Source organism: Shewanella sp. MMG014 (assembly GCF_018100775.1).
Lineage (GTDB): Bacteria > Pseudomonadota > Gammaproteobacteria > Enterobacterales > Shewanellaceae > Shewanella > Shewanella japonica.
In genome coordinates, this window is the sequence record NZ_JAGJDZ010000004.1 from 177,070 (window position 1) to 191,459 (window position 14,390).

Here is a 14,390-nt window from a genome sequence, read left to right on the forward strand (position 1 = left end):
TTTACAAAAATCTTTTTAGGTAACATTTTACGATTATTCTGTTATCAAGCGCATGTAGCGTTTTTGTATTTTAACCTATAACCGTGATTCCATTGAAGTTAACGGTATTTAAACTGAAGTGAAACTAGTTAATAACCTAAGTTGTAATGATAATGATTATCACTAATCAAGTGTATGATTTTAAAGGGTATTTGTAATTAATGAACGTATGTACTATCCTGTTGGAAATTGATCCAGATCAATCTTGAATTAAAGGACAGAATTATGAAAGGCCACCCTAAAGTAATTAGTCAGCTGAATAAAGTGCTGACGTGTGAGTTAACTGCCATTAACCAGTATTTCCTACATGCACGCATGTTCAAACATTGGGGTTTAGAAAACCTGAATGAAAAAGAATACAAGAAATCGATTCAAGATATGAAGCATGCCGACAAGCTAATTGAGCGTGTGTTATTTCTGGAAGGATTACCCAATTTACAGCAACTCGATAAGTTACGTATTGGTGAGCATTGTGAAGAGATGCTTGATTGTGACGAGCAAGCGTTAACCGAGCAGCTTGTCGTACTGAAAGAAACCATCAAGTTGTGTGAAGCAGAGCGTGACTATGTGAGTCGTGATCTACTTGAAGATTTACTCGAAGATGAAGAAGAACATCTTGATTGGATTGAGTCTCAAAAAGAACTCATCAATCAAACAGGTATTCAAAATTACCTTCAATCACAAATTAAAGATTAATAGGAATTTAACATGAAAGGTCATCCAGAAGTTATTGCAGCGCTAAACGCACTATTAACCGGTGAATTGTCGGCGATGGATCAATATTTTGTTCATGCTCATATGTATGAAGATTGGGGATTTGATGAGTTATACACTCGTATTCTTCATGAATCAGACGATGAAAAAGCGCATGCTGCCAAGTTAGTACAACGTATTTTATTCTTAGAAGGTACTCCAGACGTTGCGAGCCGTGAAGCACTCAACATCGGTAAAGATGTTGAAGAGATGCTGAAAAATGATTTGAACTACGAGTATGCCGTTGCTGATCATTTACGTGAAGTCATTGCACTTTGTGAAGAAAAAGAAGATTTCCAAACTCGTGAAATCTTAGAAGTATTATTAGATGATACTGAATCAGATCATATGTACTGGTTAGAAAAACAAATTCGATTGATTGATCGTGTTGGATTACAGAACTATTTACAGACGAAAATGTAAAAAGTCACTGGTATTAACAAGCCCAACAATGTTGGGCTTTTTTGTTTTTGTACTAAGTTACTTGGTGAAAAAGTCACTATAAAAGGGCTTAGATAAATAATGTGTAACAGACACCTCCGTAACTAAATCACCATGTTAACTCGCAAACGCTTGTTGAAATAGCTAAATTCGCTTCATTGATAAGCAGATTTGATTCAAATATCAGCGTTACTAGTGTTATTCCTTGGTACTGTTTATTTATACAGTGATTTTATCCATCTGCTATGATAAATTAATTAATCAGTTAATGAGCTAGAAAGAGCTTGCTTGAAAATGGTCCGTAAAATTATTCATATCGACATGGATTGTTATTTTGCAGCGGTGGAGATGAGAGATTTTCCAGAATTGCGTGACAAACCCTTAGCTGTGGGGGGCAGAAGCGATCGCAGGGGCGTGATCAGCACATGTAATTATGAAGCTCGCCAGTTTGGTGTGCGCTCTGCTATGTCGAGTTATCAGGCGTTAAAATTATGCCCTGATCTCACTTTAGTGCCAGGTCGAATGGATGTCTATAAATCAATTTCCGTACAAATTAGAGCTATCTTTCATCGCTATACCGATTTAGTTGAGCCTTTATCTTTAGACGAAGCCTATCTAGATGTCACGGACTGTCATGCTCACAAGGGCAGTGCCACTTTAATTGCTAAGGCGATTCGTCAAGAAATACTCGATGAAACCGGGTTAACAGCATCAGCAGGTGTTGCGCCCATTAAGTTTCTTGCCAAAATTGCTTCAGATTTAAATAAGCCCAATGGGCAGTATGTTATCCCTCCTGAAGATATAAACGCCTTCGTAAAGCCATTAACGCTGAACAAAATTCCTGGCGTGGGTAAAGTGACCTCGGCAAAGCTAGCCGCCCTTGGTCTAACAACCTGTGAAGACGTGCAACATTACCCAAGTGATAAACTGATTGCAGCATTTGGTAAATTTGGTCGAGTTCTGATTGAACGTGCGCAAGGTATCGATAATCGGACAATCAGCCCCAATCGAGTCAGGAAATCGGTCGGAGTTGAAACCACACTAGCACAAGATATCTTTACGCTTGAGCAGTGCAATAATGTCATGCCGCAATTAATTCAAGAGCTCATTGCTCGAGTTCACCGCAGTGCAAAGGATAGGCAAATTCATAAGCAAGTGGTTAAGCTTAAGTTTAATGATTTTAAACAGACTACGATTGAACACCGTAGTGATGAAATATCATTGAACCTGTTTCATGAATTATTAAGCCAAGCTTTAGCGCGAGCAAATGGCAGGGGGATTCGTCTAGTCGGCGTGTCGGTCGGATTAGCTGATATTGAAATTGACACCAAGGATAAACAGTCAAACACTGAACAACTTGATTTAAACTTTTAAGCTGATGCGTATTTTACTGACTACTCGCTTCGCTTAAATGAAAAAGGCTGCCTTTCTCAAGAGAATGGCAGCCTTTTTGACGTTTTTACGAGTTAGTCTTTTGCTGGAATACGTTCAAGTACTGCAAGCAGTAACTCCCAGTATTGTCCAACGGTTGTGATATTAACCATCTCATCAGGACTATGTGGGAAGCGAATTGTAGGACCAATAGATACCATATCCATAGTCGGGTAGGGTTCTTTAAACAGACCACATTCAAGACCTGCGTGGATCACCATGATCGTAGGGTCTTTTTTATAAATGTCGTTATAAGTGTCACGAACTATCGCCATTACAGGTGAGTTATTATCAGGTTTCCAGCCAGGGTATGCGCCTGAAAGCTCGATACTTGCGCCTGATAAGTTAGCTAATGCTGTTAACTGAGTTTCGATTTCTTCACGACCGGAGTTTATTAATGACCGGATAAGGCATAGGACTTCTACAGACTCATTTTCAGTGTTGATAACACCGACATTCAGTGATGTTTCTGTTACGCCTTCAACTTCATCACTCATGCGCATAACGCCATTCGGGCAAGCATGAAGTAAGTCAATTAAGGTATTCTGCGCTTCTTCACCGATGACCTTTTCTGGTGTCTCGATTGATTCAAGTGTCAGTAACATGTCAGGATCGGCAATCGATAGCTCTGTACGTACTAAGGCTTCAAACTCAGTAATCGCTTGTTCAAGTTTTACTTGGTTTTCACTAGGTAACATAAAGCTGATATTCGCTTCACGAGGAATCGCATTACGTAATGAACCACCAGTAAAGTTGACTAATTCAAGTGCTAAATCGTCCGCATAAATGAATAGGAATCGTGCTAATAATTTATTCGCATTACCACGACCTAAATGAATGTTCACACCAGAGTGACCACCTTTAAGTCCCGACAAGGTTAATTTGAAGCTGGCATTGGTTTGCTCAGGGGCTTGCCACGACATCGGCACGCTTATTTGTGCATCAACACCGCCAGCGCAACCCATATAAATTTCGCCTTCCTGTTCAGAATCGGTATTAATTAAAATATCAGCATCAAGCATGCCTGCTTCGAGTCCAAAAGCGCCGGTCATGCCAGCTTCTTCATCAATAGTTAACAAGACTTCTAATGGGCCGTGTTTAATGTCATCAGCACCTAACACTGCAAGAGCTGATGCCATACCGATACCATTATCAGAGCCCAATGTGGTGCCGTTAGCTTTTACCCATTCACCATCGACATAGGCTTCAATAGGGTCTTTTTCAAAATCATGAACTTTGTCTGCATTCTTTTGCGGCACCATATCAATATGGGCTTGAAGTACCACGACTTTTCTATTTTCCATGCCTGGGTAGGCTGGTTTTTTGATGATAAGGTTACCGACCTTATCTTCAATAACGCTAAGATTTTTTGATTTTGCCCACTGTTGAATGTGTGCACTTAAAGCATGTTCAAACTTTGATGGATGCGGGATAGAACAAATTTGTTCGAACCATTGCCATAGTGGCTGAGGGTATAATTGATTAATCGCTGTCACGGAGACTCCCTTATAGTTATGAGGTGGGAATAGATGAACCACAGTTTACCATAATGATTTGTACAGACAGTGATCTGGATGATTTGATTGTTCGAAACCTGACTAAAATCTGTAAATAAATATTAACCATTTTACAGAGTAAAAATATGTACTTTGCTCACTTATAGCCGCTATTATCAATGGATATAAAGCGCACTAAATTTCTCATACCTTACATAATAAAAATCAAAAGGAAGGCTCATGTTGCAAGCAAATGTTGTCGATGTAAAAAATGAAGATGCGATATTTGAAGGACAAGGCTGGGATGCCGTCATTGTTATCACCACTGACTTAGATGACATCAAGCAAGATGAAATTAAATTGTTAGCCAGTCACGGCAAACAAATTGATAACCGTATTGGCCAAAGTGCCACTTTATTATTTGCTCCGGGGTTAGCGGGTGGAAGGTTAATCATTTCCCCTGTAAGCGCAGCGTCTAATGAATACAGTGATGTTAGCGTGTTTGCTAAAGCGGCTAGAGAAGGACTTGCTATTGCAAAAAGTGCAGGCGCAGTTAAACCGTTATTAGTGGTTAATCAACAAAACCAAAGCCGCTACCAATATGCTCAACAAGTGTCAGCTTTAGCTTGTGGTCAAGAGTTATGGCAATCACTAGAGTTAAGAGAGGCGATTCAAGCTGAAGGGCAATCTATACAAGCATCAGTCACTGAAATTGGCTTGTTAACCAGTCAGTCTGAAGGTCATTCATTTAGTGATCTAATCAATGCTGTTGAAGCCGGTAAAATTTTAACTCGAGATCTGTGTGGTACAGAGCCTGAAAGAATGGCCGCCCCAGCTTTTGCTGATTATTGTGTTGATGCATTCACAGGATCTGGTTTATCTGTATCTGTAATAGAAGAGCAAGAAGAGCTTGAACGTGATTACCCATTACTTTGTGCGGTTGGACGGGCTTCTTTCTCGGTGCAAAGGCATCAACCACGCGTTGTCAAAGTTGAGTATGTGGGTGAAGGTACTATCGAAAAAACCTTATTCTTTGCTGGTAAAGGGGTGATCTACGATACCGGTGGTGCTGACATTAAAGTCGCAGGTGGTATGGCTGGCATGAGCCGAGATAAAGGTGGCGCTGCTGTAGTCGCAGGTTTAATGAAAACATTATCTATTCTAAAACCAAAAGGGCTGCGAGTCGTGGCCGAATTAGGGTTAGTCAGAAACAGTATTGGCAGTAATGCATTTGTCCCTGATGAAATTATTAAAAGTCATGCAGGCGTCAGAGTTCGCATTGGTAATACCGATGCAGAAGGGCGCCTAGTGTTGGCTGATTTATTGTCACATTTACGAATAAAAGCGACGACTGCAGTCAACCCTCAATTATTTTCTGTGGCAACATTAACTGGGCACGTAGTACGTTGTTACGGCGGTTATACGGCTGTTGTAGAAAATGCTGTAGCAAAAAAAGTGGGCATTAGCCAAGACTTAGAGCAAATATCAGCCTTATGGGGTGAATCATTTGAGGTTTCAAGGTTGCGAAGTGATGACTTTAATAAAGTGAATAATATTTCTGGAGAAGGCGAATTATTATCATCCAATAATGGCCCATCAGCCATTACTGCTCGAGGACATCAATACCCTGCAGCCTTCTTAATCAATGCTGCAGGCCTTGATAATCATGGGTTGAATTCGTCACAACCTATGCCGTTCGCTCATATTGATATCGCAGGTAGTGCAACAGAAGGACACCCTTTATACGGCAAACCGACAGGTGAACCTTTGGTAACTTTATTACAGAATGCAATAAAATAAGTATCTAGTTGTATTATTTTTGTTCAAGCACAATATGTAGTGGCTTTGTCACTTAGGTGACAAAGCTTAATATTTATAAAATGACTAAAAACTGTAATAAATTTCCTTTTTTAAGGTTTTTTTTAAATAAATAAAATAATACTTGTAATTAAATTACACTTTGGTATTATTGTTCTCGTTGAAGAGCAACGGTGCTTTTCAATTCTAGTTAATCCAGGATGGATAAAGTCTCCAAGGAATCGAGTGATAAGTTGTCTCAACGGATTGAGAAAAGTAAGTTCCAAGGAACCGAGCCCAGCAAGACTAGGTTTTAAACAACTTTATTTGGAGTATTTACTATGTCTTATACAGGCAATCAATATATTTATTGGCAAAACACTTGGTTAAGTTCTAATGCTTTAGCTGGTGGTTTATATGCCATGACCTTCAAGGGCTAACCCATCCTTGATTGTAAGTTTGACCCGTATCAACCCTTTTTTCTGTCGTCTTTTAGGCGAATTTAGACAAACGATAAATTAGTTCTCTATTGCTAATTTATATTGAAGTTTTATCACTTAATTGTGATGCAGTTTTCCTCTCCCCATACTGGAAAACTTTTAACTTGTCAGCCTGCTCTTTGAGCAGGCTTTTTTTTTTGCCTGCCTAACACCTCTTACTTCAAATCAAACGATTAAATTGTCTTTCTTACAAATATGAGTGTTTATAGTGTGAACATGGCTATACGCCATATAAATACCTATAATCGCGTTCATTAAAGTGTCATATTTTGATGTGCTTTCAGTCCGTTATTTGACCTTTAGCCCAATTAAATCACGCTTATTAACTCCCTTTTTTAAGGATTTACGTTTCATGTTAGAGAAACTGTTCAAGCTAAAAGAAAATCAATCTAGTTTAAAACAAGAAGTTATCGCAGGTATAACCACCTTTTTGACAATGGCTTACATTATTTTTGTCAATCCAATGATGTTAGCTGATGCAGGCATGGATCAAGGTGCTGTTTTTGTTGCGACTTGTTTAGCCGCTGCAATTGGTTGTCTTATTATGGGGTTGGTCGCTAATTATCCTATTGCTTTAGCTCCTGGAATGGGATTAAACGCCTTTTTCACTTATACCGTTGTAGGGGAAATGGGTTACAGCTGGGAAACAGCACTCGGTGCTGTGTTCATGTCTGGTATTTGTTTCTTAGTATTGTCGCTGGTAAAAATTCGAGAGTGGATTGTTAATAGTATTCCGATGAGTTTACGGCTTGGTATTGCCGCAGGTATTGGTCTTTTTTTAGCTTTTATTGGCTTAAAAGCAGCGGGAATAGTCGTGGCGAGCCCAGCGACCTTAGTTACCATGGGAGATATTACGTCGTTTCCGGCTGTGATGGCGGCACTTGGTTTTTTCCTCATTATTGCAATGGTACAGCGTGGACTTAAAGCATCGGTTATTTTGAGTATTTTCATTGTTACCATTCTTGGTTTGATTTTTGGTGATGTCACTTATGGCGGCATTGTGTCTATGCCGCCTTCAGTTGCGCCGACATTCATGAAAATGGACCTGTCTAGCGTACTGGAAATCAGTATGATTTCGGTGATTTTTGCGTTCCTATTTGTCGATTTATTTGATACATCAGGTACGCTGGTTGCCGTTGCTCAGCGTGGTGGCTTTTTAGATGAGCAAGGCCGCCTTCCAAGAGTCAAGCGTGCATTAAGTGCTGACAGTTTGGCGACAGTGGCTGGTGCGACTTTAGGTACATCAACAACAACCAGTTATATTGAAAGTACAGCTGGGGTGAGCGCTGGTGGAAGAACCGGCTTAACCGCGGTTGTCGTTGGTCTTTTGTTTATTCTTTCTTTGTTTTTTGCCCCGTTAGCAGGGATGGTTCCGGCTTATGCGACTAGTGGTGCATTATTTTATGTTGCCATTTTAATGATGTCTGGTTTAGTCAATGTGGAATGGGAAGACCTTACAGAAGCAGCACCAGTGGTGATAGTGTGCTTACTAATGCCATTGACGTTTTCTATCGCTAATGCGATAGGTTTTGGCTTTATCTCATATGCCGTCATTAAGGTATTAACGGGCCGCTTTAAAGATCTTAACTTAGGGATTTTATTCATTGCATTATTGTTTTTAGTTAAATTCATTTATGGCTAAAATGGTATGTAGCAGTCGTTATCGCGTGTAAAGCAATAATCGAAGGCTTTGTTATGTTTATATTAAGGGTTATGCAATGCATAGCCCTTTTTTGTGCGTCATCTAAAATTTAACAGTGAATATATTTATCCCTAGTAATGGATAGCTGTTATTTTCTGTATTTATTAGGTATAAAAATCTTTCATTAAACAATTTTTGTTGGGATAAGGTACAAATGGGTTACCAGCGGATCGTAATCAAGTTAGGCACCAGTGTGCTCACATCAGGTAGCAGAAGCCTTGATAAAGCGCATATGGTTGAATTGGCTAGACAAATGGCTTTGTTAATGCGCTCAGGCGTTGAAGTCGTATTATGTACTTCAGGCGCAATAGCTGCCGGACGTGAACATCTGCAATACCCCGTACTTCCCGATACGATGCCCAATAAGCAATTGTTAGCAGCCGTAGGGCAAAGCCAGCTGATTTTAGCTTGGTCTGAATTGTTCAGCATATACGGTCTGCATGTCGGACAGTTATTACTGACTCGTGCAGACTTGCGAGATAGAGAGCGGTACCTTAACGCTAGAGATACGCTCAACGCCTTGCTAGATAATAATATTATTCCAATCATTAATGAAAATGATGCGGTTGCGACTAACGAAATTAAAGTTGGCGATAACGATAATTTATCCGCTCGCGCAGCACTACTTTGTGACGCAGATTTATTAGTGTTATTAACGGATCAAAAGGGTTTATTTGATGCTGACCCTCGAACCAACCCAGATGCCAAGCTTATCTCGTCGGTAAAAAATATTGATGCTGATTTACGCTCGCTCGCTGGCGGGGCAGTTTCAGGGTTGGGCACGGGAGGAATGGCGACAAAGCTCGAAGCGGCTGACATTGCTAGACGTGCAGGCATTGAGGTCGTTATAGCTTCTGGGCATCATCTCAATGTCATCACAAAAGTGGCCAATAAAGAACCCGTAGGGACACATTTTAGTGCTATTGATAATCCACTGGAAAGTCGCAAACAATGGATTTTAGCAGGTCCTGCTTCAGAAGGGCGCTTAGTGTTAGATTCTGGCGCATCAGTTGCCGTCACACAAAACGGTAGAAGTTTATTATCAAAAGGCATTATAAAAGTAGAAGGCAAATTTGAGCGTGGTGCGCCGATAATGTTAGTCGATGAAAAAGGTAAGGTACTCGCAAAAGGGATGAGCCGATATTGTGCAAATGCTTTAGCTTTAATCGCAGGTAAACACTCAAACGAGATAGAAAGTTTACTCGGTTATAACTATGGCGTGGCCGTGGTACATCGTAATGACATGGTATTACTAGATGAATAATTTACAGGATGAAAAAATGTCGAATCAGCAATATTTGCAAACATTAGGTCAGCAAGCTAAAACTGCAAGTTTTCAACTAGCTAATCTATCAAGCCAACAAAAATCAGCACTACTATATTGCATCAGCGAGCAACTGACATTGAATACCGATGCGATATTATCTGCCAATGCTAAAGATGTCGCAGCAGCTAAGCAGAATGGGCTAACTGATGCGATGATTGATCGTTTATTACTTGATAAACCAAGATTGGCAGGCATTATCGCGGATATTGATAATGTTATTAATCTAGCAGATCCTGTTGGTAGTGAGTCGGCAAGTCAATTGTTAGATAATGGCTTACGCCTTACCCAACGCCGAGTGCCTTTAGGTGTCGTTGGGGTTATTTATGAAGCACGTCCCAATGTGACAGTAGATATTGCAGTATTAGCACTTAAAACGGGTAATGCCGTTATCTTGCGTGGCGGTAAAGAAACGCTCACCTCAAACCAAGTGTTAAGCGATGTCATTCGCCAAGCCTTGCGAATTCAAGGTTTGCCAGAAGATGCTGTGCAGCTGATTAATTCAACCGATCGTGAACTCGTTACTGGCTTACTGACATTAGATCAATATGTAGACATGATTATTCCTCGTGGAGGTCAAACTTTGCAGCGCTTATGTGCTGAAAAAGCCAGTATTCCTGTCATTTTAGGTGGGATTGGTATTTGTCATTTATACCTGGATAAAATGGCCGATCTCAGTCGCAGTGCAGAAGTGATCATTAACGCTAAAGTACAACGCCCTACAGTATGTAATGCGCTAGATACTTTGTTGATTCATGAAGCGATTGCTGCAGAATACTTACCTAGATTATTTGAAGAAATGGCCGCATTAGGGGTGAGTTTTTATACCTGTGATAAAACCAAAGCCTTAGTTGATAACCCTGCTTTTGAGCTACATTCAGCAACTGATGAGAGCTATTCTACAGAGTGGTTATCCTTGACCTTAGGTGTCAAAGTCGTCAGTAATATTGATGATGCTATTGAGCATATTAGAATGCATTCAAGCGGACACTCAGAAGCCATTTTATCTGATGATATTCATGCAACGACCCATTTTTTGAATGAAGTTGATTCTGCTGCTGTGTATGTCAATGCCAGTACTAGGTTCACCGATGGCTCTCAATTTGGCTTAGGAGCTGAAGTTGCCGTTAGTACACAAAAGTTACATGCCCGTGGACCAATGGCGTTGGATGCATTAACGACCTATAAATGGCTTGCAACTGGCGATTACACAGCAAGAAAATGATTTGGGGTTTCGACTTCGTTTTTATACAAAAAGCACTTCGGTGCTTTTTTGTTTTAGCAATGTGGAAAAGCTAATGGCTTGAATGCTGAAAGTAACTGCTAGATCTACATATTATAAATAAGGTGGCTGGGCATAGGAGGGATAGAGAGCCTTAAATAAGTCGCATAACCCCAAACGCACAAGCTGGCTAAAGTCATAAAGATGGCAACGATGCGAGTTGCTTGAACATATTCTTTTAGCAATGGAAAGTATTTGTCTTGAGTCTTATTTGTAAAATACACCGCAGGGAATACAAAAACACATAGGTACATTGCTGGAAATTGTGTCGAAATATCGCCATTTAACAGTTCGTAGAATATGATTAATGCAGTGACCACTAAACTGCTAAGCCTTATTTTTCGCTCAATCGTATCGCTTAAATTCCAACGTGGCATTCCCATTGCCCAGTTCTCCATGTAGTTGAATATTTGTACAATATATTAGTAGCAAGTAATGATGAAGCAATCAACTATCAATAAGAGGATGTACCAGTTGAACGTAAGCTTAATCGAGCTTATCGCTGTTTTATTACGGGTTATTAGCTTTTAGTAATCGAGGTAATAATTTTTGCAGCATTAAGCCCGTCAAAATAAAACACAAGCCAATGTAGGTGCTAATAGTTATGTGCTCTTTTAAGATAACAGCAATAAGGCCAACAGATAATACAGGCGTTAAAAAAACTAAGGTGGTAATGTTGGCCGTTTTCTGTGTTGTTTTAAGTGCCATTAGCCACAACACGAAAGTTAACCCCATCTCGAACAAACCAACATACATGCCAGCCCCTAGAGCTTGCCAACTGATGGATTCAATAGGTTGGTGTAACATCATTGCCACAGTGACAAATGGCAAACCAATTAAGAAACTGAGCAACAGGCTAACGATTGCATCACCATCATCTTTAGTATTAATAACCCAGTAAAGGCACCAAATCACTGTGCTACTTAATACAAAGGCTATCCCTGTAGGGCTTTCGAAATTAAATTCACGGATATTGCCGCCTGTGGCAATAACATACACTCCAGCATAAGCGATGATTGCCGCAACAGAATCTATCTTAGTGAGCTTATGACCTAATAAAGGCACAGCTAATATCGGTAATAAAATTGCCCAAGTATAGTTGAGTGACAACGCTTGTTGCGCTGGTAGAAGATCATAAGCTTCAAATAACACATAGTAATAAAGAAAAGGGTTTAACAGTCCCGAAAACAAATAAAATAACGGCCGACGTTTCAATTGCTTTGAGATTAAAGTGAGTTTTCCTTGAAAGGTGACAATAATCCCAAGAGCAAGTATTGATGTTATCACGGCAACAAATACTAGTTGCAATGGGGTGAAGTAGCCTAATGCAATTTTGAATGCTGTGGCGACGGTTGACCAAAGTAACACAGCCAGCAGGCCATATAGGTATGCGAGAGTAGTATTTGACACGGCCTTTCCTGTGAAATGATGAGGTTGCTATCGGTTAATGCGAGGATTGTATGCAATATGCAAAAGTGGTGCACGGTTTATTTATCGATCCTTAATATATTTTTAATAAAAATTTCGATCTTCCCCCTTGTAATTCAGATCGCTGTCCCAATATATGCATTAAGGCTGATATGAGAGGCTAAAAATTTAGGACTTGAAATTAATAATCCTGACCCCATATCAACAACCATAAGCAAATTAGTAACACTAAAATTTATATTTCGGAGATCCTCATGGGCAAAATTATTGGTATTGACTTAGGCACAACAAACTCTTGTGTAGCTGTCCTTGATGGCGACAAAGCTCGCGTAATTGAGAATGCTGAAGGCGAACGTACTACTTCTTCTATCATCGCATACACTGAAGATGAAACATTGGTAGGTTCACCAGCTAAACGTCAAGCGGTTACCAACCCAACTAACACTTTCTTCGCGATTAAGCGTTTAATCGGTCGTCGTTTTAAAGATGACGAAGTTCAACGTGACGTAGACATCATGCCTTTCAAAATCATTGGTACTGACAATGGTGATGCATGGGTTGAAGCACACGGTAAGAAAATGGCTCCACCACAAGTTTCTGCTGAAATCTTGAAAAAGATGAAAAAGACTGCAGAAGACTTTTTAGGTGAAGAAGTAACAGAAGCAGTTATTACTGTTCCTGCATACTTTAACGATTCACAACGTCAAGCAACTAAAGATGCTGGTCGTATTGCTGGTCTTGATGTTAAACGTATCATCAACGAACCAACTGCTGCTGCACTTGCTTACGGTATCGATAAGAAACAAGGCGACAACGTTGTTGCTGTATACGATTTAGGTGGTGGTACTTTCGATATCTCTATCATTGAAATCGATAGTAACGACGGTGACCAAACGTTCGAAGTACTTGCTACTAACGGTGACACTCACTTAGGTGGTGAAGATTTCGATAACCGTTTAATTAACTACTTAGCTGATGAGTTCAAAAAAGAACAAGGTCTAGATTTACGTAATGACCCATTAGCAATGCAACGTGTTAAAGAAGCGGCTGAAAAAGCGAAAATTGAACTTTCAAGCACAACTCAAACTGAAGTTAACCTGCCATACATCACTGCTGATGCAACAGGTCCTAAGCATTTAGTTGTTAAAGTGACTCGCGCTAAATTAGAGTCTTTAGTTGAAGATCTAATTCAACGTTCTTTAGAGCCGTTAAAAGTTGCGTTAGCCGATGCAGACTTATCAGTATCTGACATCAATGAAGTTATCTTAGTTGGTGGTCAAACACGTATGCCTAAAGTACAGGCTGCAGTAACTGATTTCTTCGGTAAAGAGCCACGTAAAGACGTTAACCCTGATGAAGCTGTTGCTGTAGGTGCGGCAATTCAAGCAGGTGTTCTTTCTGGTGATGTGAAAGATGTATTGTTACTTGACGTAACACCACTTTCATTCGGTATCGAAACTATGGGTAGTGTAATGACTCGTCTAATCGAGAAAAACACCACTATCCCAACAAAAGCATCGCAAACGTTCTCAACTGCTGATGACAACCAAGCTGCTGTGACTATTCACGTATTGCAAGGTGAGCGTAAGCAAGCGAGCTACAACAAATCTTTAGGTCAATTTAACCTTGAAGGTATTGAGCCAGCTCCACGTGGTCAGCCACAAATTGAAGTTGTATTTGATATCGATGCAGATGGTATCTTGAATGTATCTGCAACGGATAAGAAAACGGGCAAAGCGCAAAACATCACCATCAAGGCAAACTCTGGTTTATCTGATGAAGAAGTAGAGCAAATGGTTCGTGATGCTGAAGCGCATGCTGATGAAGATGCTAAATTCGAAGAGCTAGTTCAAGCACGTAACCAAGCTGATGGTATGGTTCACGCTACGAAGAAGCAAATCGAAGAAGCGGGTGACGCATTACCAAGCGAAGACAAAGAGAAAATTGAAGCTGCAATGGCTGAAGTTGATACCGCAACTAAAGGTAACGACAAAGAAGCAATTGATAAAGCGACACAAGCATTAATGGAAGCATCTGCTAAGTTAATGGAAATTGCTCAAGCAAATGCACAAGCACAACAAGGTGAAGCGCCAGCACAAGATGCTCAAGAAGCTAAGCCTGAAGATGACGTTGTTGATGCTGAGTTTGAAGAAGTAAAAGACGACAAAAAGTAAGCTAAATTTTTAGTTAACTTTCA

General features: G+C 40.1%; 11 protein-coding genes. 8 read left to right on the forward strand and 3 right to left on the reverse strand.

Annotated features, from left to right (window positions below):
- Positions 1–264: 264 nt before the first annotated feature.
- The 3 genes from bfr (J8L86_RS08325) (at position 265) to dinB (ending at position 2,607) form a co-directional block, all read left to right on the forward strand.
- Positions 265–735 carry a bacterioferritin gene (bfr, locus tag J8L86_RS08325; RefSeq protein WP_055023686.1) on the forward strand — a complete coding sequence of 157 codons (471 nt, stop codon included), beginning with the start codon at positions 265–267 and terminating at the stop codon, positions 733–735.
- A gap of 12 nt (positions 736–747) precedes the next feature.
- Complete coding sequence (gene bfr / locus J8L86_RS08330; protein WP_055023687.1) at positions 748–1,215, forward strand: bacterioferritin; 468 nt, start codon at positions 748–750, stop codon at positions 1,213–1,215.
- Between the two features lie 312 nt (positions 1,216–1,527).
- Positions 1,528–2,607 (forward strand): DNA polymerase IV, encoded by a 1,080-nt coding sequence (gene dinB, locus J8L86_RS08335; RefSeq protein ID WP_211029855.1) that lies wholly within the window; start codon positions 1,528–1,530, stop codon positions 2,605–2,607.
- Between the two features lie 92 nt (positions 2,608–2,699).
- Here dinB and J8L86_RS08340 read toward each other — a convergent pair whose 3' ends face one another.
- Entirely contained in the window at positions 2,700–4,160 is a 1,461-nt protein-coding gene (locus J8L86_RS08340) for an aminoacyl-histidine dipeptidase (protein ID WP_211029857.1), read from the reverse strand.
- Between the two features lie 240 nt (positions 4,161–4,400).
- On the opposite strand from J8L86_RS08340, the gene J8L86_RS08345 reads away from it, so the two are divergent.
- The 4 genes from J8L86_RS08345 to J8L86_RS08360 all read left to right on the forward strand — a co-directional run bounded on the left by J8L86_RS08345 (position 4,401) and on the right by J8L86_RS08360 (position 10,708).
- Positions 4,401–5,960 carry a leucyl aminopeptidase family protein gene (locus tag J8L86_RS08345; protein ID WP_211029859.1) on the forward strand — a complete coding sequence of 520 codons (1,560 nt, stop codon included), beginning with the start codon at positions 4,401–4,403 and terminating at the stop codon, positions 5,958–5,960.
- An 849-nt stretch (positions 5,961–6,809) separates the two neighbouring features.
- Complete coding sequence (locus J8L86_RS08350; protein ID WP_065108664.1) at positions 6,810–8,099, forward strand: NCS2 family permease; 1,290 nt, start codon at positions 6,810–6,812, stop codon at positions 8,097–8,099.
- 214 nt (positions 8,100–8,313) lie between these two features.
- Positions 8,314–9,423 (forward strand): glutamate 5-kinase, encoded by a 1,110-nt coding sequence (gene proB / locus J8L86_RS08355; RefSeq protein ID WP_055023692.1) that lies wholly within the window; start codon positions 8,314–8,316, stop codon positions 9,421–9,423.
- A gap of 16 nt (positions 9,424–9,439) precedes the next feature.
- A complete protein-coding gene (locus J8L86_RS08360; protein ID WP_065108773.1) occupies positions 9,440–10,708 on the forward strand; it encodes a glutamate-5-semialdehyde dehydrogenase in 1,269 nt (422 codons plus the stop codon).
- A 104-nt stretch (positions 10,709–10,812) separates the two neighbouring features.
- On the opposite strand, the gene J8L86_RS08365 is transcribed toward J8L86_RS08360, so the two are convergent.
- The gene (locus J8L86_RS08365) at positions 10,813–11,142 is read right to left on the reverse strand and encodes a hypothetical protein (RefSeq protein WP_225442089.1); all 330 of its coding nucleotides are present in this window, start codon (positions 11,140–11,142) and stop codon (positions 10,813–10,815) included.
- A gap of 133 nt (positions 11,143–11,275) precedes the next feature.
- Complete coding sequence (locus tag J8L86_RS08370; protein ID WP_211029861.1) at positions 11,276–12,175, reverse strand: DMT family transporter; 900 nt, start codon at positions 12,173–12,175, stop codon at positions 11,276–11,278.
- Positions 12,176–12,447: 272 nt separating this feature from the next.
- Here J8L86_RS08370 and dnaK point away from each other — a divergent pair, with 272 nt between their 5' ends.
- Positions 12,448–14,367, forward strand: a complete 1,920-nt coding sequence (dnaK, locus tag J8L86_RS08375; RefSeq protein WP_055023695.1) for a molecular chaperone DnaK — start codon at positions 12,448–12,450, stop codon at positions 14,365–14,367.
- Positions 14,368–14,390: the final 23 nt, after the last annotated feature.

What these genes read in the sequence shown, in the direction of transcription:
- dinB (WP_211029855.1), top strand. Translation starts at nt 1,528, where the DNA reads ATGGTCCGTAAAATTATTCATATCGACATGGATTGTTATTTTGCAGCG.
- bfr (WP_055023687.1), top strand. Translation starts at nt 748, where the DNA reads ATGAAAGGTCATCCAGAAGTTATTGCAGCGCTAAACGCACTATTAACC.
- J8L86_RS08360 (WP_065108773.1), top strand. Translation starts at nt 9,440, where the DNA reads ATGTCGAATCAGCAATATTTGCAAACATTAGGTCAGCAAGCTAAAACT.
- dnaK (WP_055023695.1), top strand. Translation starts at nt 12,448, where the DNA reads ATGGGCAAAATTATTGGTATTGACTTAGGCACAACAAACTCTTGTGTA.
- J8L86_RS08345 (WP_211029859.1), top strand. Translation starts at nt 4,401, where the DNA reads ATGTTGCAAGCAAATGTTGTCGATGTAAAAAATGAAGATGCGATATTT.
- bfr (WP_055023686.1), top strand. Translation starts at nt 265, where the DNA reads ATGAAAGGCCACCCTAAAGTAATTAGTCAGCTGAATAAAGTGCTGACG.
- proB (WP_055023692.1), top strand. Translation starts at nt 8,314, where the DNA reads ATGGGTTACCAGCGGATCGTAATCAAGTTAGGCACCAGTGTGCTCACA.
- J8L86_RS08350 (WP_065108664.1), top strand. Translation starts at nt 6,810, where the DNA reads ATGTTAGAGAAACTGTTCAAGCTAAAAGAAAATCAATCTAGTTTAAAA.
- J8L86_RS08365 (WP_225442089.1), bottom strand. Translation starts at nt 11,142, where the DNA reads ATGCCACGTTGGAATTTAAGCGATACGATTGAGCGAAAAATAAGGCTT.